The organism is Methylosinus sp. Sm6 (assembly GCF_019802345.1).
GTDB lineage: Bacteria > Pseudomonadota > Alphaproteobacteria > Rhizobiales > Beijerinckiaceae > Methylosinus.
On record NZ_JAINDZ010000010.1, the window covers coordinates 62,021 to 83,880 of the forward strand.

General features: G+C 67.7%; 23 protein-coding genes. 11 read left to right on the forward strand and 12 right to left on the reverse strand.

Translation table 11 applies throughout. The features are described 5' to 3' along the window. Nucleotides 1-13 precede the first annotated feature (13 nt). Together K3F48_RS08915 and K3F48_RS08920 are read left to right on the forward strand one after the other, a co-directional pair. Complete coding sequence (locus K3F48_RS08915) at nt 14-403, forward strand: type II toxin-antitoxin system VapC family toxin (RefSeq protein WP_222575145.1); 390 nt, start codon at nt 14-16, stop codon at nt 401-403. A gap of 219 nt (nt 404-622) precedes the next feature. Then, nucleotides 623-1,018 carry a hypothetical protein gene (locus K3F48_RS08920; protein ID WP_222575077.1) on the forward strand — a complete coding sequence of 132 codons (396 nt, stop codon included), beginning with the start codon at nt 623-625 and terminating at the stop codon, nt 1,016-1,018. Between the two features lie 43 nt (nt 1,019-1,061). Here the strand turns inward: K3F48_RS08920 and K3F48_RS08925 are convergent, their stop codons facing one another. From K3F48_RS08925 to K3F48_RS08950, 6 genes are all read right to left on the reverse strand, one after another. Continuing rightward, entirely contained in the window at nt 1,062-1,673 is a 612-nt protein-coding gene (locus K3F48_RS08925; protein ID WP_222575078.1) for a glutathione S-transferase family protein, read from the reverse strand. A 147-nt stretch (nt 1,674-1,820) separates the two neighbouring features. Next, nucleotides 1,821-3,218 (reverse strand): ribosome biogenesis GTPase Der, encoded by a 1,398-nt coding sequence (gene der / locus K3F48_RS08930; protein WP_222575079.1) that lies wholly within the window; start codon nt 3,216-3,218, stop codon nt 1,821-1,823. A gap of 32 nt (nt 3,219-3,250) precedes the next feature. After that, nucleotides 3,251-3,976, reverse strand: a complete 726-nt coding sequence (locus K3F48_RS08935; protein WP_222575080.1) for a tetratricopeptide repeat protein — start codon at nt 3,974-3,976, stop codon at nt 3,251-3,253. Nucleotides 3,977-4,115: 139 nt separating this feature from the next. After that, complete coding sequence (locus K3F48_RS08940; protein WP_222575081.1) at nt 4,116-5,267, reverse strand: glutathionylspermidine synthase family protein; 1,152 nt, start codon at nt 5,265-5,267, stop codon at nt 4,116-4,118. Next, on the reverse strand, nt 5,264-5,659 hold the full coding sequence (locus tag K3F48_RS08945; RefSeq protein WP_222575082.1) for a hypothetical protein: 396 nt from the start codon (nt 5,657-5,659) through the stop codon (nt 5,264-5,266). Before K3F48_RS08945 ends, K3F48_RS08940 begins: the two co-directional genes overlap by 4 nt. Next, nucleotides 5,660-6,067 carry a DUF350 domain-containing protein gene (locus tag K3F48_RS08950; protein WP_222575083.1) on the reverse strand — a complete coding sequence of 136 codons (408 nt, stop codon included), beginning with the start codon at nt 6,065-6,067 and terminating at the stop codon, nt 5,660-5,662. 213 nt (nt 6,068-6,280) lie between these two features. Between K3F48_RS08950 and K3F48_RS08955 the strand changes: the two genes are divergently transcribed. Together K3F48_RS08955 and K3F48_RS08960 are read left to right on the forward strand one after the other, a co-directional pair. After that, a complete protein-coding gene (locus tag K3F48_RS08955) occupies nt 6,281-6,904 on the forward strand; it encodes a Uma2 family endonuclease (RefSeq protein ID WP_222575084.1) in 624 nt (207 codons plus the stop codon). Then, nucleotides 6,901-7,260 carry a DUF983 domain-containing protein gene (locus K3F48_RS08960; protein WP_222575085.1) on the forward strand — a complete coding sequence of 120 codons (360 nt, stop codon included), beginning with the start codon at nt 6,901-6,903 and terminating at the stop codon, nt 7,258-7,260. The genes K3F48_RS08955 and K3F48_RS08960 overlap by 4 nt, the downstream gene beginning before the upstream one ends. Before the next feature lie 4 nt (nt 7,261-7,264). Here K3F48_RS08960 and K3F48_RS08965 read toward each other — a convergent pair whose 3' ends face one another. After that, the gene (locus K3F48_RS08965; RefSeq protein WP_222575086.1) at nt 7,265-7,894 is read right to left on the reverse strand and encodes a GNAT family N-acetyltransferase; all 630 of its coding nucleotides are present in this window, start codon (nt 7,892-7,894) and stop codon (nt 7,265-7,267) included. A 171-nt stretch (nt 7,895-8,065) separates the two neighbouring features. After that, nucleotides 8,066-9,208: a type III PLP-dependent enzyme gene (locus tag K3F48_RS08970; RefSeq protein ID WP_222575087.1), complete on the reverse strand. Its 1,143-nt coding sequence runs from the start codon at nt 9,206-9,208 to the stop codon at nt 8,066-8,068. A 762-nt stretch (nt 9,209-9,970) separates the two neighbouring features. Between K3F48_RS08970 and K3F48_RS08975 the strand changes: the two genes are divergently transcribed. Continuing rightward, entirely contained in the window at nt 9,971-11,569 is a 1,599-nt protein-coding gene (locus K3F48_RS08975; RefSeq protein WP_222575088.1) for a glucan biosynthesis protein, read from the forward strand. Nucleotides 11,570-11,578: 9 nt separating this feature from the next. On the opposite strand, the gene dinB is transcribed toward K3F48_RS08975, so the two are convergent. Both dinB and K3F48_RS08985 read right to left on the reverse strand, forming a co-directional pair. Beyond that, nucleotides 11,579-12,649, reverse strand: coding sequence for a DNA polymerase IV (dinB, locus tag K3F48_RS08980; protein WP_222575089.1), 1,071 nt, complete (start codon nt 12,647-12,649; stop codon nt 11,579-11,581). A 102-nt stretch (nt 12,650-12,751) separates the two neighbouring features. Beyond that, nucleotides 12,752-13,876 carry a Glu/Leu/Phe/Val dehydrogenase gene (locus tag K3F48_RS08985; RefSeq protein WP_222575090.1) on the reverse strand — a complete coding sequence of 375 codons (1,125 nt, stop codon included), beginning with the start codon at nt 13,874-13,876 and terminating at the stop codon, nt 12,752-12,754. A 258-nt stretch (nt 13,877-14,134) separates the two neighbouring features. On the opposite strand from K3F48_RS08985, the gene K3F48_RS08990 reads away from it, so the two are divergent. The 5 genes from K3F48_RS08990 (at nt 14,135) to K3F48_RS09010 (ending at nt 19,373) form a co-directional block, all read left to right on the forward strand. Further along, nucleotides 14,135-15,406 (forward strand): radical SAM protein, encoded by a 1,272-nt coding sequence (locus tag K3F48_RS08990; RefSeq protein ID WP_222575091.1) that lies wholly within the window; start codon nt 14,135-14,137, stop codon nt 15,404-15,406. An 85-nt stretch (nt 15,407-15,491) separates the two neighbouring features. Next, nucleotides 15,492-16,577: a pyruvate dehydrogenase (acetyl-transferring) E1 component subunit alpha gene (gene pdhA / locus K3F48_RS08995; protein ID WP_222575092.1), complete on the forward strand. Its 1,086-nt coding sequence runs from the start codon at nt 15,492-15,494 to the stop codon at nt 16,575-16,577. Between the two features lie 156 nt (nt 16,578-16,733). Further along, on the forward strand, nt 16,734-17,717 hold the full coding sequence (locus K3F48_RS09000) for an alpha-ketoacid dehydrogenase subunit beta (RefSeq protein ID WP_222575093.1): 984 nt from the start codon (nt 16,734-16,736) through the stop codon (nt 17,715-17,717). Then, entirely contained in the window at nt 17,714-18,823 is a 1,110-nt protein-coding gene (locus K3F48_RS09005) for a dihydrolipoamide acetyltransferase family protein (protein WP_222575094.1), read from the forward strand. Before K3F48_RS09000 ends, K3F48_RS09005 begins: the two co-directional genes overlap by 4 nt. Before the next feature lie 304 nt (nt 18,824-19,127). Then, nucleotides 19,128-19,373 carry a DUF378 domain-containing protein gene (locus K3F48_RS09010; protein ID WP_222575095.1) on the forward strand — a complete coding sequence of 82 codons (246 nt, stop codon included), beginning with the start codon at nt 19,128-19,130 and terminating at the stop codon, nt 19,371-19,373. 98 nt (nt 19,374-19,471) lie between these two features. Here the strand turns inward: K3F48_RS09010 and K3F48_RS09015 are convergent, their stop codons facing one another. Further along, nucleotides 19,472-19,948: an META domain-containing protein gene (locus K3F48_RS09015; RefSeq protein ID WP_222575096.1), complete on the reverse strand. Its 477-nt coding sequence runs from the start codon at nt 19,946-19,948 to the stop codon at nt 19,472-19,474. Between the two features lie 95 nt (nt 19,949-20,043). Beyond that, nucleotides 20,044-21,039 carry a D-glycerate dehydrogenase gene (locus K3F48_RS09020; RefSeq protein WP_222575097.1) on the reverse strand — a complete coding sequence of 332 codons (996 nt, stop codon included), beginning with the start codon at nt 21,037-21,039 and terminating at the stop codon, nt 20,044-20,046. Nucleotides 21,040-21,272: 233 nt separating this feature from the next. On the opposite strand from K3F48_RS09020, the gene K3F48_RS09025 reads away from it, so the two are divergent. Continuing rightward, nucleotides 21,273-21,836, forward strand: a complete 564-nt coding sequence (locus tag K3F48_RS09025) for an SH3 domain-containing protein (protein ID WP_222575098.1) — start codon at nt 21,273-21,275, stop codon at nt 21,834-21,836. Nucleotides 21,837-21,860 lie beyond the last annotated feature (24 nt).

A 21,860-nucleotide genomic window follows, 5' to 3' on the forward strand; every position in this document is an offset into this window, starting at 1 on the left:
CGATCTGCGCTACATGCTGGACACCAACATCGTCTCCGACATGATCCGCAATCCGCGTGGAAAAGCCGTGCGGCATATCGCGAAAATCGGAGAGCGCGGACTTTCGGTCAGCGCGATCGTCGCCGCCGAATTGCGTTACGGCGCGGCGAAGGCAGGGTCCTCGCGATTGTCGGCGCTGGTCGAGGGCGTCCTGTCGCGTCTCGTCGTCGTTCCCTTCGATGTTCCCGCCGATGAACATTATGGCCGCATTCGCGCCGAGCTCGAAGCGTCGGGCAGTCCCATTGGACAAAATGACCTGTTCATCGCCGCGCATGCGATCGCCTTGGGCCTCCCGCTCGTCACGAACAATTTGGGAGAGTTCAGCCGTGTCGGAAGCCTGAAGCTGGAGAATTGGCTCGGCTAACCGACTTTCGTCCGCTCGGACGTCGATTTTTTGCGGGACCTCGACTCGCGGCCGCCTGGACGATCGGGTTGAAATACCCGCACCCTCTTCCTGCGGAAAACGCGCCGCGGCCGGCCATTCGCCGTCGCTCGCGAGTCGAGACAAATGCGTCGACGTGATAGGAACATCCCGGGGCGCTCGCCGTCCCGGCGAGCTTTTTCGAGCGACGGGCGTTTCATCATGAAAATCCTCTCCGGCGTCACCCTTCTGAACGTCCTCGTCGCCCTCGGCTTCTCCGCCGCCGCCGTGATCGCTCCGAGCGCCATCCTGCCACACGACATGACGCCGACCTCCGCGGCGACGACATTCGCGCTCTATGGTTTCGTCCGCTCGTCGGCGCTCGCCGCCGCCGTGCTCGTCGCTGTGGTCAGGCGGGAGACGCGCCCGCTGCTCTGGCTCGGGGCGCTCGCCGGCGCGATCCAATGTCTCGACGCCACGGTCGGCGTCTATCAGGCCGACGCCGGCAAGATCATCGGGCCGCTCGTGATCGGCGCCGCCCAATTCTGGGCGATCTTGCGTTTCACGCGATCGAAGGCGGCCGAGCGGTCGCAGGACGCCGTCGCGAATCGCCCGTGAACGGCGCGCGCCGCCGCCTCGAGAAGAAGTCGCGTTCGACGGGTCAGCCGAACGGAAAGGCCCGAAACGCTTCGGTCGACTCGGCGCGCGCGCCGAGGGCGGAGAGTGCGGGACAGGGTTCGGCGAGCGCCTCGGGAAGCATTTCCTGCGTGAAACGGAAGGCGACGGCGCTGGCGATATCCGCCTGCAGCGGCCGGTCGCCGAAGAGCCAAGGATCGGCGCGCCGGGCCTCCGCCTCCAACAGCCGATAGGCCGCCGCCAATTGGCCGGCGAGCCGATCGAGCCAGGGCTGGTGCTGTTTTTCGGCGGGCCGGAGCTTGCGCTCATAGACGATCTGAACTGATTTCTCGCAGGCCGCAAGCGCGAGGCCGATGATCCGCTGCGCGCGCGCATGGGCCGCAAGTTCGGTCGGCGCGAGCGTGAGACCGGGCGCGGCCAGTCGCTCCGCATATTCGAGGATCAGGCCGGACTCCATCAGCACGGTTCCGTCGTCGGTCACCAAGGTCGGCGCTTTCACCACGGGATTGATCGCGGAGAAAGCCTCGAACGTCGAAAACACCGACAATGATCGATGCTCGAACGGGAGATTCAGCAGTTCGAGAGAAACGGCCACCCGCCGCACATAGGGCGAGTCCAGCATTCCGATCAGTATCATCGCTTCGATCCCGTCTCTGCGATCATGAAAACTCGAGCGGCCGCTAGGATATCCGACAAGACGAGCGCGACAATAAGAAATTTCGCCGCGGTCTCCGCTTTCCGTTCGCAGCAGAAGAAGCGCCGTTCGGTCGGATGGAACGTTCTTCTACTTCTTCCCCTTGTCGAACGGATTTTCGCCCGAGCGCACCGAGATGCGGATCGGCGTGCCCGGCAGGTCGAACGCCCTTCGCAATCCATTGGTGAGGAAGCGCATGTAGCTCGCCGGCAGCTCCTCGAGCTGATTGCCGAACAGGATGAAATAGGGCGGGCGCGCCTTGGCCTGCGTCATATAGCGGATCTTGATGCGGCGGCCGGAGACCGCCGGCGGCGGCGTCTCGTCGATCGCGCTCTCCAGCCAGCGATTGAGGCGCGCCGTCGAGATGCGGCGGTTCCACACCTCATGCGCTTCCAGCACAGCGCGCATGAGGCCGTCGAGGCCGTAGCCGGTCGCGCCGGAGACGGGAACCACTGGGCAGCCCTTGATCTGCGGCAGCAGGCGCTCGGCCTCCTCGCGCAGCTTGGCGAGCCGCGTGCCGGGGTCGTCGACCGCGTCCCATTTGCCGAGCGCGATCACCACCGCCCTGCCCTCGCGCGCGGCGAGATCGGCGATGGTCAAATCCTGCTTCTCGAAGGGAATGGCCGAATCGAGCAGCAGCACCACGACCTCGGAGAAGCGCACGGCGCGCAGCGCATCGGCGCCGGCGAGCTTCTCCAGCTTGTCGACGACGCGGGCGCGCTTGCGCAGCCCGGCCGTGTCGAACAGCTTCATCTCGCGATCGCGCCAACGGAACTCGACCCCGATCGAATCGCGGGTGATGCCCGCCTCCGGCCCGGTCAGCAGACGGTCCTCGCCGAGCAGCCGATTGATGAGCGTCGACTTGCCGGCGTTGGGGCGGCCGACCACGGCGATGCGCAAGGGCTTGGTCGGATCGGCCTCGCTGCCGTCCTCGTCGTCGGAGACGGCGACATCGGTGGTCGCCTCGTCATCGTCATAATGCGGCTCGGTCGCCTCGGGCAGCGCCTCGCGCAGCGCGTCATAGAGCTCGCCGAGGCCTTCGCCATGCTCGGCGGAGAGCGGCACCGGATCGCCGAGGCCGAGCTCATAGGATTCGACGAGGCCCGCCTCGCCCTTCTTGCCTTCCGATTTATTGGCGGCGAGCAGCACGGGCTTGCCGGCGCGGCGCACGAGATCGGCGAAATATTTGTCGTCCGGCGTCACCCCGACGCGCGCGTCGATCATGAACAAAATGGCGTCGGCCGATTCGATCGCCGCCTCGGTCTGGGCGCGCATGCGCCCCTCGAGCGTCGCCGCCGCGCCCTCCTCGAGCCCGGCCGTGTCGATGATCGTGAAGCGCAGATCGGCGAGACGCGCCTCGCCCTCGCGGCGGTCGCGCGTCACGCCCGGCCGGTCGTCGACGAGCGCGAGCTTCTTGCCGACGAGCCGGTTGAACAGCGTCGATTTGCCGACATTGGGCCGGCCGATGATGGCGAGGGTGAAAGACATTGGCGGCCTCAGGCGGGGCGCGCGTCGCCCGCCTATTTCGCTTCCACTGCCGGCGCGGCCGGCGTCGGCGCGGGTGCGGCCGGCGCAGGCGCAGCGGGCGTCGGCTTGCCGCCGCGCGCGGCGTTCAGCAGCGCCTGATAGGCGGAGGCGCGCTGGCGCATCGCATGCGGCGCGTCGAGATTGTCGAGCAGCAGCTTGAACACGCGCTGGGCTTCGTCGAAATCGCCGTCGTTCAGCGCGTCGAGGCCGATCAGCTCCTGCGCCGTGTAGCGGAACGGCCCGTCGGCGGTGACGAGCTCGCCGAGCCGATCCGCCATTTTGGAGCGGTCGCCCTGCTCGAGCGCCACCAGCCCCGCCCTGAGCTTGGCCACATCCTGGGTGAGCCGATCGACGCTCTTGTCCTGCGCGACGGCGTCGAAGGCTGCGATGGCCTTGTCCTTGTCGCTCTTGGCGAGCTCCTCGGCGGCGCGAAGCCTGGCCAGGGTCGCATAGCCCTTCGGCGCGTCCTTGGCGAAGGCCTCGAAAGCCGCAGCCGCCTCCGTCGCCTTGCCCGCCGTCGCCAGCTCGGCCGCGGCGTCATAGCGCAGATTGGCGGCGAACGCCGCCTCGAGGCGCTTGTTCTCGTAGAAGGTCCAGGCCGCGGTTCCCGCGACGATCAGCACGGCGGCCACGATCACCGGCGTCTGATAGCGCTTCCAGAGATTCGCCGCCTGATCGCGACGGACGTCTTCGTCGACCTCGCGGAAAATATCGGACATGGCGCTCCCCGAAGCTGCGCGGCGGACGATCCGGACGCGAGGGCCGCTGTTAGCACGGCGCGGACGCCGAGGCCAGCCGGCGCGGCTCGCGGAAGCCGGGGCGTTTCAATGAAGACGGTGCGCCCCGCTCGACGGCGCGTCAATCGATGATGAGATGCGGCAAAAAGCGCGAGCGGTCCGAGGTGACGAGCGCGACATCCTCGCGCACGCCCATGCCCGCCGGCGCGCCGTCGACGAGCCAGCAGCCGAGCGCCGGACGCCTGCCGTCGAAATCGGGCAGCAGATGCAGCTGCTGGCGCACGAAGCCTTCGGCGCCATAGGTTCCGCCCGTCTGCGCGATCGGCTCGACGTCGACGAGCGTGATATTGGCGCCTTCGCGCGAATAGAGCGGCTTGCGCGCATAGCGGCGCAGATCGGCGGCGCGCGCATCCTCCTCGAAGAAGCAGGGCAGAAGATTGGGGTGCCCCGGCGCCGCGTCCCACAGCAGCGCGAGAAAGCCTTTGTTGGAGGCGACCGCCTTCCACGGCGGCTCGACGAAATGCGTCGAGCGCATCGCCGGCGTGGAGCCGAAAGAATCGGCGAACATCCATTCCCAGGGATAGAGCTTGAACAAACGCTCGATCCGCCGTCCCTCGCGATCGATGAAGACATCGCCGTGAAGGCCGATGTCGCCCATGTCGAGCAGCGCCGTCGGCGAACCCGCCTGCATCGCGCAATCGGCGAGATAGGCGATCGCGCCGCGATCCTCGATGCTGGCGCTCATGCAGGCGAGATGGACGAAGGCGCCATCGGCGATCGCGCGCCAGCGGGCGATCAGCCGCTCATGCAGCGAGTTGAACTGGTCGGCGTCGCTCGGCAAACGCCCGCGCGCGATCATCTGCTCCAGCCAATGCCATTGCACGACCGCCGCCTCATAGAGGCTCGTCGGCGTGTCGGCGTTATATTCGAGCAGCTTCGGCGGCCCTTCGCCGTCATATGCGAAATCGAAGCGGCCATACAGCGAGGGATCGCGCCGCGCGAAGCTCTCGGCGATCAGACTCCAGGCGTGGCGCGGAATGCGCAGCTTCGCGAGCAGCGCCTCGCTCGCGACGATACGCGCGACGACCTCGTCGCAAAGCCGCGCCAGCTCCGCCGTCGCTCGTTCGAGATCCTCCTCGATTTCGCGCATCGAGAAGACATAGGCCGCGCTCTCGTCCCAATAGGGCTCGCCGTCGATATGCGCGAAATCGAAGCCGATGCGCGCCGCATGCTCGGCGAAATCGGGACGGGGCTCGAAACCCTGCCGCCTCACGAGCCGCCGCCATGGCCAAAGCCCATGCGCCCGAAGCCGCCGAAGAATCCGCGCACGCCCGACGAGCCTTCATGCGCGGAGGCGGAGGACGCATGCGCGCCCGAGCCGCCGAAGAACCAGCCATGGCCAAAGGAGCCGCCATGTCCGCCGCCGGGGCGCCGGCAGTCCTCCGGCGTTTGGCCGCCCTCGCGCGGACAGTCGCCCCGCGCGGATTCGTAAGCGGCGTAGCCGCCGATAGAGCCGGCGCCGAGCGCGACCAGCGCAATGGCGAGCGAGCGCTTGCGCGCCGGCGAGAGGGCGCGGGCGCCGGGCAGGCCCTGCGGCGCATTGGTGACGACGGGCGGCGCCGCGACGCCGCGGCGGCCGAACTCCTTGCGTCCGCCGGCGGCCATTTACGGACTCATGCAGGCGGCGCTGAGCACGCCGGCGGACAGGGACACGGCGCCGAGCCAGACGGCGGCGGCGATCGCATTCTGCTCGATCGCCTCGCAGAGGCCGGGATGCGCGAGGCGCGCGAGCAGATAGGCGATGATCTGAGTCGCGAAGGCGACGACGCCCCAGACGATGAACTCGATCGCCGATGTGGCGTTGTGCACGGCGCCGGCCAGCGCGATGGCGAAGCCGACGAGGCTCGCGCCGAAGGCGACGGCCGCGGAAGCATTGTGCTGCTCGACGATCAGCGCATATTCGTCATGCGCGGTGAGCCGCGTGTAGACGACGCAATAAGCCGCGCAATAGGCGAGGCAGCCGAGGAAATAGGCCGCGAAGGAGAGAAGGCCGTAGGCGAGATCGGCGAGCAAGGCTGGTCCTTTCGACGAGTCGGCGCCGAAAGCCTAGCAGTGTGCAAAAGCGAAAGGAAGCGAGGCGCGCTCGCATCGATGCGAGCGAATTATGCGCGCGCCCCTCTCCCGCGAAGCGGGGGAGGGTGAGGGAGGGGCAATGCCGCGCAGACCTGCCATCCGTCGCTCAGGATTGCGATGCGCCGATGGGCGCGATGCGTTATATTGCGCCGCATGAACCCGCATCTGCGCCCGCTCGGACTTCCGCTCGAGACTCAGGCCGCCGAGGGACTTCCCCGGCGCTTCTGGAGCGTCGCGGAAATCGAGGAGATGGTCCGCGCCGGCATCCTCGACGAGGACGAGCGTTTCGAGCTGATCGGCGGGGAGGTCGTGCCCATGTCGCCCAAGAGCGTCGCGCACGAAATAGCCAAGAGCGAGATCAATCGCTTCGTTCAGCGGGCCGCGCCGGACCATCTGTCCATCGCCGTCGCAACGACTCTGCGTCTCGACGCCCGCAGCTTCGTCGAGCCCGATTTCTGCGTTTTTCCGCGCGGCCTCACGCTGACGGCGCTCGACGGGCCGGCCGTGCTGCTGGCGATCGAAATCGCCGATTCGAGCCTTTCCTATGACAAGGGCCGCAAGATCGGCGTCTATGCGGCTTTCGGCGTCCGCGAGGTCTGGGTGGTGGATGTGATCAAGGCGACGACCTGGATCCATTGCCGGCTCGGCGCCGCCGGCTATGCGGAGATCGCCGAATATCCGGGCGTTGCGCGGCTCGAGCCGATGCTGGCGCCCGAGCTCGCCTTCAGCCTCGCCGAGATCGGCGTCCACCCCGCCGCGGAAGCCACGAGCCGATGACGACGCCCTCGCTGACCACCTCCCTGCTGCGCGGAGTCGCGCGCAAATGCCCGCGCTGCGGCGTGGGCGGCCTCTTCGCCGGCTATCTGAAGCGCGTCGAGACTTGCCCGCATTGCGGCGAGAGCTTCGAGGGCGTCGACGCCGACGACGGCCCCGCCTGGCTCACGATCGGGCTCGTCGCCCATATCATCGTGCCGCTGCTCATCTTCCTCGAGAGCCGCGAACTCTTGTCCTATCCGGCGGAAATGGCGGTGCTGCTCGGCGCGACGATCGTCTCGTCGCTGACGCTGCTGCCGCTGTGCAAAGGCCTGTTCCTGGCGGCGGTCTGGTCGATCGCCGCCAAGAAGACCGGCTGAGCGCTCACGCGGCGCGGGCGCTCGCCCGCGCGACGCGGCGCGGAGAAGCGGCGACGCGCGCGCCGGCCGCCGACACCAGTCCGCGCGCGTCGCGAAGCGCGCCCTCGATCAGCTCGAGGCCGAGGAAGCGCTCGCGCTCCACCGGGCCCGGCAGGCTCAGCCCTTCGGTCAGCGCCGCATCGAAGCCGAAACGCGCGTAATAAGGCGCGTCGCCGACGAGAATCACCGCGCGATGGCCGCGCGCCGCGGCGCGCGCGAGGCCCTCCTCCATCATCGTCGCGCCGAGGCCGAGCGAGCGATGGGAGCGCGCGACGGCGAGCGGGCCGAGCAGCAGCGCCGCGCAGCCCATGCCGGCATTCACCGACCAGAGCCGCAGCGTGGCGACGATGCTCCCCTCGTCCTCGGCGACGAGCGCGAGGCCGCGCGCCGGAACGCGCCCCGCGCGCAAACGCTCGCAGGTCTTCAGAAAGCGCGCCGGGCCGAAGGCCTCGTCGAGCAGCGCCTCACGCGCGTCGACATCCTCGGCGCGCTCCTCGCGCAGAACGAAGGACGGGGCCGCGGCGACATCGCGCGCCGCAACGGCGCGAAAGCGCCTGGCGTCGACAGCATTGGGAAAGGAGAGTTCAAAGGCCATCGGTTCCTCCATTCGAGGACGGACGACCCTCGCGCCTGGCGCGCAGATGCGCGCCCGCCGAACGGGACTGACAAGGGGCGGAGCGTGGACCGCGAGCCTTAGAGGCTCGCAGTCTTTCATCTAGAAGCGAGCCTGAAGGCTCGCGGTCCGGGGCTCGGTTCGCCGCCGCGCTCAGATCACGAAGGATTCGAGCGGCGGGAAGCCGTTGAAGCCGACCGACGAATAGGTCGTCGTATAGGCCCCGGTTCCCTCGATCAGCACCTTCGAGCCGATCTCCAGGCTGATCGGAAGGAGATAAGGCTCCTTCTCATAGAGCACGTCGATCGAATCGCAGCTCGGTCCGGCGAGCACGCAAGGCGCGGTCGCGTCTCCATCCGCCTCGGTGCGGATCGGATAGCGAATCATCTCGTCGGTGGTCTCGGCGAGGCCGTTGAACTTGCCGATGTCGAGATAGACCCAGCGCAGCGGATCATCGTCCGACTTCTTCGACACGAGCACGACCTCGGCCTCGATCACGCCGGCGTTGCCGACCATGCCGCGGCCCGGCTCGATGATGGTCTCGGGAATGCGGTTGCCGAAATGCTTGGAGAGCGCCCGGAAGATCGCCTGGCCATAGGCCTTCACGACCGGAACATTCTTCAGATATTTCGTCGGGAAGCCGCCGCCGAGATTGACCATCTGCAGCTGAATGCCGCGCTCGGCGAGATCATTGAAGATCTCGGCGGCCGACTTCAGCGCGCCGTCCCACATCGACGGATCGCGCTGCTGCGAGCCGACATGGAAGGAGACCCCATAGGCCGTGAGGCCGAAACGATGCGCATGCTCGAGCACGCGCGGCGCCATCTGCGGCGCGCAGCCGAACTTGCGCGACAGCGGCCATTCGGCGCCGTCGCCGTCGCAGAGAATGCGGCAGAACACGCGCGCGCCCGGCGCGGCGCGGGCGATCTTCTCGACCTCCGCCTCGCAATCGACCGCGAACAGGCGCACGCCGAGCGCATAGGCCCGCGCGATGTCGCGCTCCTTCTTGATCGTGTTGCCGAAGCTGATGCGGTCGGGCGTCGCGCCGGCGGCGAGCGTCTGCTCGATCTCGACGACGGAGGCCGTGTCGAAGCAGGAGCCGAGACGCGCGAGCAGAGCGAGCACCTCCGGCGCCGGATTGGCCTTCACGGCGTAGAACACGCGCGTGTCCGGCAGCGCGCGGGCGAAGCCCATGTAATTGTCGCGCACGATGTCGAGATCGACGACGAGGCACGGGCCGGTGTCGCGTCCGGCGCGACGGCGGGCCTCGAGAAATTCGCGGATACGGTCGGTCATAGCTGCGGCATCCCCAACGAAGTCGCGGCGCGAAAGCCGCGGAGTGGCCAAGGGCTTCGAGCGGATGCACATCGCCGTTTACGCAGGCGCTGTGGAGACGCGCTGCGTATCGATACGACTGCGATCCAGGATCGCCGCCACGCCGCCCGCAAGGGCGCCGCGAAGGCGATCGGGTGATGCGCCGTAGGCTAATGAAGGCGCGGACGCGCATGTCCTCGACGGACATGTGATTCCGACCTGCATAGCCATCGCTTGGAAGGGGAGTGATCCCGTTCCGCACGCCCGGCAAGAAAGACAAGCCTCTTCGGTACGCCGGCCTTTGGAGGGCCGACAGAGACGAAAAAGCCCGGTCCGTCGTTGCTTTAAGTCGCGATCCCTCGCTCAGGCGAGGTTCGCCGGTTTCGCCTCCGGCTGCCGGTTTTACTTCGGTGGTTGACCGGCCTCTTGTCCGGATCCCCGCCGACCGACACACGACCACAGGCACGTGCGAAATTGGGCAACTCTGTAAATACGCGCTTTGGCTCGGTTGACAAGGGGTTTTTTGCGCCCACTACGCATTTCCTCGTCGCGCGGCGTTCGCGTGCGTCACAGCTACGTTCTAGCCGCTTGCGGGACGGGCGCGAGGCGGATAGGCAGAAGCGCGAGCGTGGTCGCGACGCGGCGCGCCGAGCGATGCGGTCGTCCCCAAGAACGCCCGATTCGTCTGCGACCCCGGCGCCTTCGCTCGCAGCGCGGGCGTCCGTCTTTTTTCGGAAAGCTGAAATGAACGACATCACACGCCGCCGGCTGCTCGGCGCGATGGCCGCGGCGGCGAGCGTAGAGACGACGGGGCTCGCCCGCGCCGTGGCGCAGACGGTCCAGAATGGCCAGATCCCGAACGGCCAGATCCCGAACGCCCAAGCCCCTCGCTTCGGCTTCGAGGATGTGGCGCGCCGCGTCCGCGACCTCGCCGGCGCTCCCTTCGAGGCGGCGCCGCCGCAGCTGCCCGAGCAGCTCGACCGGCTCGATTTCGATTCGTGGCGCGACATCCGCTTCAAGCCCGAGCGCGCGCTGTTCGCCAATATCCCCGGCGCCTTCCGGCTGCAGACCTTCCACCTCGGCTTTCTCTACAAGCGCCCGGTGACGGTGAACACGATCCGCGACGGCATACCGACGCCGATCCCCTATTCGCCGGCGCTGTTCGACTATGGCCGCAACAAATTCGACAAGCCGCTGCCGATCAATGTCGGCTTCGCCGGCTTTCGCCTGCATTATCCGCTCAACGATCCGCATGTCTTCGACGAAGCGATCTCCTTCCTCGGCGCGAGCTATTTCCGCTTTCTCGGCCGCGGCCAGAACTACGGGCTTTCGGCGCGCGCGCTCTGCATCGGCTGCGGCGACAATGGGGAAGTGTTTCCGTTCTTCCGCGAATTCTGGATCGAGACGCCGCAGGCCGGGAGCAATCGCGCCATCATCTACGCGCTGCTCGACAGCGAGGCGGCCACCGGCGCGTTCCGCTTCGAGCTGACGGCCGGGCAGGAGAGCGTCGTCGATGTGCAGGCGACGCTGTTCGCGCGGCGCGCCAATGTCAAATTCGGGCTCGCGCCGCTCACCTCGATGTATCTGACCGGGGAGAACGACCGCCGCATGCGCGACGGCTATCGCGGCGAGCTGCATGATTCCGACGGCCTGCTCCTCCATGGCGACACCAAGGAATGGTTGTGGCGTCCGCTCGGCAATCCGGCGCAAGCGCGCCTCACCTCCTTCGCCGATCCCAATTTGCGCGGCTTCGGACTGATGCAGCGCGACCGCGATTTCGATTCCTATCAGGACATCGAGCTCGCCTATGAGACGCGGCCGAGCTATTTCGTCGAGCCGCAAACGCCGTGGGGCGAGGGCGCGGTCGAGCTGCTGGAGCTGCCGACGCCGGACGAGACCAATGACAATATCGTCGTCTCCTTCGTCGGCGGCGCGGCGCCGGAAGTCGGCAAGCCCTTCTCCTACGCCTATCGCCTCACCTCTCTGCTCGACCTCCCGCGCCTGTCGCCGAACGGGCGCACGATCAATACATTCGCCACATCGGCGCGGGCGCTCGGCTCCGCCGAGCCGGTGACTCCCGGCGCGCAACGCTTCATCGTCGATTTCGCCGGCGGCGAGCTCGCCTATTTCGTCAATGATCCGTCGCAGGTCGAGGTGGTGGCGACCGCCTCGAAGGGCGCGGTGATCCGCTCGAGCGTGGCCGCCAATCCGCATATCGACGGGCTGCGCGCAATGTTCGACGTGGTGACGAAACCAGGCCAGACCACCGACCTGCGCGCCTTTCTCAAGGCCGGCGCGCAGACGCTGACCGAGACCTGGACCTTCCCCTGGACAGCGCCCTGAGGCGCTCGCTCACACGGCGAGCGCGAGCTGCGGATCGGACGGCCGCTCGGCTGGACCGAGCGACGAAAGCGACACGCCGAGCAGACGCACGCCTGCGGGCGAGGGAAACAGCGGACGCATCAGCGCGAGCGCCGCTCGCTCGAGCTCGGCCGCGCTCGCGAAGGGCGCCGCCGCGGTGCTGCGTCGGGTGATCTGGCGGAAATCCGCATATTTGACCTTCAGCGTCACCGTTCGTCCGCTCGTCGCCGCGCGGCAATGGCTCCAGACGCGCGCGACGATCGGCGCGAGCGCGGCGCGAGCCTCTTCATAGGAGAAGAGATCGCGCGCGAAAGTGACCTCGGCGCCGATCGATTTGCGAATGCGGTCGGGCCGCACCGGCCGCTCATCGACGCCGCGCGCGATTCCAAAATAGAACGCGCCGGATTTGCCGAAATTGCGTTGCAGAAAGTCGAGGCTCTTTTCGCGCAGATCGCGGCCCGTTTCGATGCCGAGCGCATTCATCTTCTTCGTCGTCGCCGGCCCGACGCCATGAAAGCGGCCGACCGGAAGATCGGCGACGAAGGTCGGCCCCATTTGCGGCGTGACGACGAACAGTCCGTCGGGCTTGCGATGGTCCGAGGCGAGCTTGGCGAGAAACTTGTTGTAGGAGACGCCGGCCGAGGCGGTGAGGCCCGTCGTCTCCCTTATGCGCGCGCGGATGTCCTCGGCGATGCGCGTCGCCGAAGCGATCGCCTTCAAATTCTCGGTGACGTCGAGATAGGCCTCGTCGAGCGAGAGCGGCTCGACCAGCGGCGTGTAGTCGAGGAAGATCGCGCGAATGCCGCGCGAGACCTCGCGATAGACGTCGAAGCGCGGCGGAACGAAGATCAGCTCCGGGCAACGCCGCTGCGCGGTGACGGAGGGCATGGCCGAACGCACGCCGAATTTGCGCGCCTCATAGCTCGCGGCGGCGACGACGCCGCGCTCGCGCGGCGAGCCGACCGCGACCGGCCGGCCGCGCAGCGCCGGATCGTCGCGCTGCTCCACCGACGCGAAGAAGGCGTCCATGTCGATATGGATGATCTTGCGCTGCGCCGGCATGCGTGGGCCCGTCCGAGGCCGTGCCGCCTCGCCGTCGCAAGGTCTCACGCAGGCGCCGCGATTTCAACCATCGGACGGCTCGCGGTCCGCGCCGGCTCGCGTTCACACGTGCCAGCGGCGCGTGGCGTTCATCTTGCGCAGACGCTGCTCGACCAGCGAGGTCGCGGCGTCGCGCAGCGACACGCCCGCCGCATCGGCGCGCTCGATGATCTTGCGCATATTGCGGCCGATCTTCTCATCGATGGCGGCGAAGGCCGCGGTCGCGTCGCCGCCCGCATATTCCACCGCCGCGCAGATGACGCCGCCCGCATTGGCGATGAAATCCGGCGCGGCGACGATTCCGCGCTCGAACAGGCGGCGCTCCGCCTCCGCCGTCGCCGGAATATTGGCGCCCTCGATGACGAGCTTGCAGTCGAGTGTTTCGACATTGTCGGCGCGCAGCACGTCCGGCCGCGCCGCCGGAATGAAAATGTCGCAAGGCGCGCAGAGCAGCGCGTCCGGGCCGAGCGCGTCGCCGCCCGGATGCGCGGCGACGCTCGCCCCCTGCGCGCGGAGGCGCGTCAGCTCCTCTATGTCGAGCCCGCGGGCATTGTAGATCGCGCCGCGTCGGTCCGAGGCGCCGACGAGGACCGCCCCCTTGCGCGCGAGAAAGCGCGCCGCATGGCGGCCGACGGCGCCGAAGCCTTCGACGATGACGCGCGCGCCCGCGAGCGCGAGCCCGGCGCGCGGCGCCGCGACCTCGGCCGCAATGGCGACGCCGAAGCCCGTCGCGCCGATCTCGTCCAGCGGAATGCCGCCGAGCTCCGCCGGCAGGCCCACGGCGCGCCCGATCTCATCACGCACGAAGGCCATGCATGTTTCGTCCAATCCCATGTCGGGACCCGGAATATAATCGACGAGCGGCTCGATGCCCTTGGCGAAGGCGCGGATCACGCGCTCCTTCTCGTGCATCGGCATGGCGGGATCGCCGAAGATCACCGATTTTGCGCCGCCGTGACGAAGACCGCAGGCGGCGTTCTTCAGCGTCATCGCGCGCGCGAGGCGAAAGCACTCCTCGACGCCGACGTCGGGAGCCATGCGCACGCCGCCGATGGCGGGGCCGGCGGCGACATTGTCGATGACGACGATCGCCTCGAGGCCCGCGGCGGGCGTGCTCAGATAGACGATCTTCTCGGGACCGAATTCATCGACGAAGGAGAAGGCGTCGGATTTGAACGGCGTTGGCATATTGCGTCGATTTGGCGCGAGCCGGCGCGGCTTCAAGCGGGAGACCGCGAAAAACGCGCTCGCTCCCTTCGCAATCCCCGACCGTAGTTCCGCCTAGCGGCCGAGCGCCTTGCCCGCAAGGCCGCCTCGCCCTAGACTGCGGCTTGTTTTCGTCGCTCGCGCGCCGCGAGCGGCAAGGTCGCGAGCCGCAAGCGCGTCGGGAGACGCGGCTCCGAATCGTCTCCTTCTCGAGAACGCCAGACGCCGGAAACCGCCCTGTTGTCACGGTTGCCTTCCTTTTTCGTCGATCTCGTGCTGGCGCTCGCGCCTACGCGCCTGCTCGGCCTCATCAATCATCCGGCCTTGCACGATGCGCTCGGACGCGAGCGGCTCAATGCGGCGGGCGGCTGGATCAACAATGTCTTCATGCTGCCCTGGCGCCAGCGGCGCGCGCGCCTCGCGCCGCGCGACGAGGAGACGCGCGCCTATCTTCGCGAGCATTTTTGCGCGCGGCCGTTTCACACTGTGGAAACGACTCACACGGGCCTCGCCTTCGTCTGCTGCCCGGTGTGGCTGCCGAAGCCGATCGGCGCGCTCGCGCTGGAGCCCGAAGCGCTATGGAACAGCGCGACGGCGCGCGAGATTCGCGAGTCCATCGTCGACGGCTCCTTTCGCCATTGCGATCACCACACCTGTCCCCTCATCGCGAGCCGCGCGCTGCTCTCGCGCGCCTCCGCGCAGGCGCGGGAGCTGATCGCGCAGCACCGCTCGGGCGCTCCGGCGCCCTTGCCCAAGCATGTGATCCTCAGCCACGACAAATCCTGCAATCTCGCCTGTCCCTCCTGCCGCTCGGGCCTCTATGTCGCGAACAAGACGCAGCAGGCCAAGCTCGACGATCTCTTGGAGAGCTCCATCCTGCCTCTGCTGCGCAACGCCGAGGAGGTGGTGATCACCGGCTCCGGCGACGCTTTCGGCAGCAATCATTTCCGCAATGTCATCAAGCGCATCACGACGGGCGAGTTTCCGGGGCTGAAGATCCATCTGCACACCAACGGCCAGCTCTTCGACGAGCGCGCCTGGCGCGAGCTTTCGCTCGAGGGCCATGTCGGCGGCGTGCAAATCTCGATCGACGCGGCGCGCGCCGACACCTACGCCAATGTTCGCCGGCCGGGCAATTTCGATCGGCTCCTCAAAAATCTGGCGTTCGTCGAGACGCTGCGCGCGCGTGGCGCGATTTCGCATCTGCATTTCTCCATGGTGGTGCAGACGGCGAATTTCCGGGAGATGCCCGAATTCGTCATCCTCGCGCGGGATCACGCCGCCGATCTCGTCTCCTTCAACATGATCCGCCAGCGCGACGTGTTCAGCCGCGAGGAATTCGTCCAGGCCTTCATCGGCGCGCCGGAGCATCCCGAGCATCGCGAATTTCTCGCGGTGCTGGAGGCGCCGGAGCTGAAGTCGCGCATCGTGGGCTGGGGCAATATGGACGCTTTCGCGCCCTCTGGAACATTCGCGCGAGAGACCGAGCACGCGGACCGCCTGCCGGCGTGACGCCGCGGAAAAAATTTCCGCGCGCCGATGAAATGCGCAAACCGGCGCCTTACGTCTCGCATCGAAGCTCGAGGCCGAGAACGCCATGGTTGCAGACGTCTCGATTCCGATCGACCCCATTCGCTTCCTCGCGCCCGACGGCGAGCTCTGCGCCACGGCGCCCGCGCGCGAGATCGCGGCGGAGCTCGCGCTGACGCTCTATCGCGCCATGGCGCGCACGCGCGCCTATGACGGCAAGGCCGTCGCGCTGCAGCGCACCGGCAAGCTCGGCACCTTCGCCTCGGCGCTCGGCCAGGAGGCGATCGGCGTCGGCGTCGGCGCGGCGATGCGTAAAGAGGACGTGCTCGCGCCCTCCTATCGCGATCATGCCGCGCAGCTCCTGCGCGGCATAAGCATGGTGGAAAATCTCGTCTATTGGGGCGGCGACGAGCGCGGCAGCGATTTTGCCGTTCCGCGCGCGGATTTCCCCATCTGCGTTCCGGTCGGCACGCAGATCGCGCATGCGACCGGCGCCGCCTACGCCTTCGCGCTGCGCCGCGAGACGCGCGTCGCGGTGACGATCATCGGCGACGGCGGCACCTCGACCGGCGATTTCTATTCGGCCTTGAACATGGCCGGCGTCTGGCGCGTCCCGCTCGTCGTCGTGGTCAACAATAACCAATGGGCGATATCGACTCCCTGCAGCCGGGAGACGGCGGCGCAAACGCTCGCGCACAAGGCCGTCGCCGCCGGAGTCGACGGCGTGCGCGTCGACGGCAATGACGCGATCGCCATGCATCATGTGGCCGCGCGCGCGCTCGACAAGGCGCGCGGCGGCGGCGGGCCGACGCTGATCGAAGCGCTGAGCTACCGGCTCGGCGATCACACGACGGCGGACGACGCGACGCGCTATCGCGATCCCGATGTGGTGCGCCGCGAAGCGACGCGGGAGCCGTTGTCGCGCCTTCGCAGCCATCTCACCAAGCGCGGTCTCTGGAATGAGGACGCCGAGGCGAAGCTCATGCGCGACAACGCCGAGGAGGTGGAGCGCGCGGTGGAAGCCTATCTGGCGACGCCGCCGCAGAGCTTTTCCGCCATGTTCGACCATTTGTTCGCGCAGCTTCCGGCGAACATGCGCGATCAATATGAGGAGGCGCGGCGCTTCGCTCCGAATGGAGCGCGCCATGGCTGATCCCGCCGCCGCCGTCATTGCGAGCGCAGGCGCGTCACCCTCCCCCTCAGCGCTGAGGGAGTCACACATTTCCCGGAGGCGTCATGGCCGCGCTGTACATTTCAAGATGTATGCATGCGGCAGCGCGAGAGCGGCGCAACGGGCGAGGAGCGCGCGATGACCGAGCTCACACTGGTCGAGGCCGTCAATCGCGCGCTCGCGCATGAGCTGGAGCGCGACGACGCCGTCCTGCTGCTCGGCGAGGATATCGGCGTCAATGGCGGCGTGTTCCGCGCGACGCTCGGATTGCAGCAGCGCTTCGGCTGCGAGCGCGTCATCGACGCGCCGCTCGCCGAAGCGGCGATCGCCGGCGCGGCGATCGGCATGGCGGCGATGGGACTGAAGCCGATCGTCGAGATTCAATTCAGCGGCTTCCTCTATCCGGCGATGGATCAGCTGATCAATCACGCCTCGCGCCTGCGCCATCGCACGCGCGGACGTCTCTCCTGCCCCATGGTGCTGCGCGCGCCGAACGGCGCCGGAATCCATGCGCCGGAGCATCATTCGGAGAGTCCCGAAGCCATGCTCGCGCATGTTCCCGGGCTGCGCGTCGTCATCCCGTCCTCTCCTTCGCGCGCGTACGGACTTCTGCTCGCCGCGATCCGCGATCCGGACCCGGTCGTCTTTCTCGAGCCGACGCGGCTCTACCGGCTGTTCAAGCAGGAGGTCGCCGAGGACGGCGAGGCGCTGCCGCTCGACACATGCTTCATCTCGCGCGAAGGGCGCGACGCGACGCTCGTCGCCTGGGGCGGCATGCTGCACGAGGCGCTCGCCGCCGCCGATCGTCTCGCCGAGGAGGGAATCGATTGCGAGGTGATCGACGTCGCGACATTGAAGCCGCTGGACGGAGAAACCATTTTGCGCTCGGTCGAAAAGACGGGGCGCTGCGTCATCGTGCAGGAGGCCGCGCGCACGGCGGGCTTCGGCGCGGAGATCGCGGCGCTGCTCGCCGAGCGCGCGCTCTATTTTCTGCTCGCGCCGGTGAAGCGCGTGACGGGCTATGACGTCGTCATTCCGCTGGCGCGGCTCGAGAACCAATATTTGCCGAGCGTCGACCGCATCGCCGCCGCGGTCCGCGAGACGATGGAGGCGTCCTCATGAACATCTTCCGCTTGCCCGATCTCGGCGAAGGATTGCAGGAGGCCGAGCTCGTGCAATGGCATGTCGCGCCGGGCCAGGAGGTCGCGGCCGATCAGCCGCTCGTCTCCGTCGAGACGGCGAAGGCGGTGGTCGAAATTCCGTCGCCGCAGGCGGGGCGGATCGAGAAGCTGTTCGCCGAGGCCGGTGAGATCGTGCGCATCGGCGGACCGCTCATCGCCTTCGAGGGCGCGCGCGACGAGAGCGCCGACAAGGGCACTGTGGTCGGCGCGATGGAGGCGAGCGGGCGCGTGCTGCAGGAAGGCGCCGCCAACGTCGACCACGGCGTCGCCGGCGTGCGCGCGACGCCCGCCGTGCGCGCGCTGGCGCGGCGTCTCGAGGTCGACCTTGCCATCGTCACGCCGTCAGGACCCGACGGGCTCATCACCGCGAGCGACGTGCAGCGCGTCGCGCGCATCCTGTCCGAGACCGAGCCGGCCGAACCGCTGCGCGGCTTTCGCCGGTCCATGGCGCAGAACATGGCGCTCGCCCAGGCGGAGGTCGCCGCGGCGACGGTGGTCGACGACGCGGACATCGACGAGTGGCTCGAGGGAACGGACACGACCTTGCGGCTCATTCGCGCGCTCGTGAACGGCTGCCGCGTGGAGCCGGCGCTCAACGCCTGGTTCGAATCCCACGCGCTGGCGCGCCGCGTGCTGAAGCGGATCGATCTCGGCATCGCCGTCGATTCGGGCGAAGGCGGGCTGTTCGTGCCGGTGCTGCGCAATGTCGCCGAACGCAATCCCGCCGATCTGCGCGAGGGACTGAACCGCATGCGCGCCGATATCGAATCGCGCGCCATTCCGCCGGAGGAATTGCGCGGCGCGACGATCACCCTCTCCAATTTCGGCATGATCGCCGGACGCTACGCCTCGCCCGTGGTGCTGCCGCCGACGGTGGCGATCCTCGGCGCGGGGCGGGTCCGCCGCGCCGCCGTGCCGGATGGCGAGCGCATCGTCGCTCGGCGGCTGTTGCCGTTGAGCCTCACCTTCGACCATCGCGTGGTCACCGGCGGCGAAGCGGCGCGATTTCTGCGCGCAGTGATCGACGATCTGGCGCTGGCGGCGTGACGGGCGGCTTCTCCCAGTTCGACCTTCGGCGCCAAATGGGAACTCGTTTCGCCATTGCAGATGACCGCTGACACGGTCGGCATTCGGTCAAGGTCTGCTCGGGCGCTGCAACCTTTGCGCATTCAGGCAAGCGCCGTGCCGCAAGGCTCTCGACCATCCGCCTGCTTTCATGGACGCTTCGGATCGAGACTGGACCGAGGGCTTGCGCCACGAGCGCGGATGTGGAGGCGACATAGAGCGTTCATGATGGAACGAGCCAGCACCGGGGGCGTTTCGCTGAAACGTCTCTCAGCGGAGCAAGGCAATGAAACCTCTGAACCTGATTACTCTCGTCCTCGTCATCATCGGCGGCTTGAACTGGGGACTCGTCGGGCTGTTCGATTTCAATCTGGTAGGCGCAATATTCGGCGGAGAGGACGCCACGCTGGCGCGCCTCGTCTACATTCTCGTCGGCCTGTCGGCCGTGTGGCAGCTCGTGCCGTTCTCACGCGCGCTCTCGACCGACGAGCCCTTTGCCGAGGTCGCGCCCGCTATTCGGCGCGACCGTTGAAGCCGCCCTGCCGGCGCATGCCTCTGCCGGAAGCATCGACAACGATGTGGAGTCGGTCGAACGACTCCACATCCGACGCTCACCCGGCTGCTCTCGGATCAGAGCGAACGTGAGAAGCGCAGCACGCCGCCCTTGGCGCCCTTGAGGATCAAATCCGAGCCCTGCGTGTCCCAGAAGGGGCCGGACAGCATGACCTGCCAAAAATCGCGCTCGACCGCCTGCAGCGCCGGATCGCATTTGGCGTCGGCGACGGCCGGCATCGCCTTGGGCCCGAGCCGATTGGCGCCGACGACGAACACGCCCGACCAGGATTTACAGCCCGAAAAGCCCGAGCCGCGCATCGTCGAATCGATGCGGATCCAAATGTCGGCCGGCGGCGCCTTGCCGTTGATGTCCTTGAGATTGAAAATATGGTTGTGCGGGAAGGGCTTGTAGCTCAGGACCTGCTCCTGCTGCTCGCCGCCCTCCTCCTTCTGCTCCTTGGCCGCCGCCTCGCGCTTGCCCTTCGCCTCGGCCGCCGCGAGCAGCCCGAATGTCGAGAGGCCGATCACGAGGGCGGTCAGAAATCTTGTCATTCCCCGATCCTTCTTCCCGAATCGCTGTTTTCGCAGGTTGCGTGTCGGATATGGCTTTTTTTTGCGACTCGCCGCGCGCCGGGTTCCGGCGGGCGTCACAACATGCTGGGCAGGACGCGGTCGGGCGGACGATGGCCGTCCATGAAGGTCTTGATGTTGATGATGACCTTCTCGCCCATGTCGACGCGGCCCTCATTGGTGGCCGAGCCCATATGCGGCAGTAGCGTCACCTTGCCGGATTTGGCGAGCTTCAACAGCTTCGGCGAGACGGCGGGCTCATGCTCGAACACATCGAGCCCGGCGCCGGAAATCTCCTCGGCCTCGAGCATGCGGATCAGCGCATTCTCGTCGACGATCTCGCCGCGCGCCGTGTTCACCAGAATGGCGTGCGGACGCAATTGCTTGAGCCTGCGGGCGGAGAGCAGATGATAGGTCGCCGGCGTGTGCGGGCAGTGGATCGACAGGACATCGATGCGCGCCAGCATCTGGTCGAGCGATTCCCAATAGGTCGCCTCGAGCTGGTCCTCGATCTCGGCCGGCAGGCGGCGGCGATTGTGATAATGGATCGACAGGCCGAAGGCCGCGGCGCGGCGCGCCAGCGCCTGGCCGATCCGGCCCATGCCGACGATGCCGAGCCTCTTGCCGGTGATGCGATGGCCGAGCATCCAGGTCGGCGACCAGCCGCCCCAGGTCCCGTCCGGGATGGTGCGCGCGCCCTCGACCAGCCGACGCGCGACGGCGAGGATCAGCGCCATGGTGAGATCGGCCGTGTCCTCGGTGAGGACGCCCGGCGTGTTGGTGACGGTGATCGACCGCCGCAGCGCCGAGGCCACGTCTATATGGTCGACGCCATTGCCGAAATTGGCGATGAGCTTCAATTGCTCGCCGGCCTGGCCGATGAGGCCGGAATCGATCCGGTCGGTGATGGTCGGCACCAGCACATCCGCCGTGCGCACGGCCTCGACGAGCTCCTCGCGCGTCGCGGGGCGGTCGGATACGTTGAGACGCGTGTCGAACAACTCGCACATGCGAGTCTCGATCACCTCGGGGAGCCGACGAGTCACCACGACGAGCGGCTTCTTTTTCGCCATCTTCCCCTTCGTCCTCCCGCCTCGCTCGACTATGCTGCCGCCACGCGGCGGGCCGCAGTCGAGCTTTCGGAGCAATGAATGGTCTCTTCAACCTGGCCTTAACGACGATGGATGAAAAGACCGTTTCGCCGCCCGCGCCGCCTTCCTTCGAAGCTTCCTATCAGATGGCGGGACAAAGACAAGACGACGCGTCGCCCGGCCGATTGGAAGCCTTCGCGAGGACAACGCAGACAATGCCCGAATCGCCGACCTCCCGCCCGCGCAATGTCGAAGCGGGCGCGCTCCCGAACGCCGCCCGCCGCGCCGCCGCCGCCCTCGCGCTCGCCGCCGCGCTGCTCGGGGCCGGCGGATCCGCGGCGCAGCAGCAGATCGGCCCGGTCTCCGGCCTCGCTGTGCCGCGCTTCGTCAGCCTCAAATCGGACCGGGTCAATCTGCACGAAGGGCCGAGCAAGGAGCATCCGACGCTCTGGGTCTATGAGCGCGCCGGCCTGCCGGTGGAGATCACCGCAGAATTCGAGACCTGGCGCAAGATCCGGGATTCCGAAGGGACGGAAGGATGGGTGCTGCACTCGCTTCTGTCCGGCCGCCGCACGGCGCTGGTCGCCCCGTGGAAGAAGGAGCCCGCGCTCGCCTACGCCCGCGACCGGACGACCCCCCTCGCCCGGCTCTCGCCCGGCGTCGTCGCCAGCCTGCGCCTCTGCGACGGCAGCTGGTGCCGCGTCACCGGCGACGGCTTCGACGGATTCGTGAAGCAGGAGAGTCTGTGGGGGGTATATCCGGGCGAGAAGATCGATTGAAGAGCGAGGCGTCCGCGCTCGACG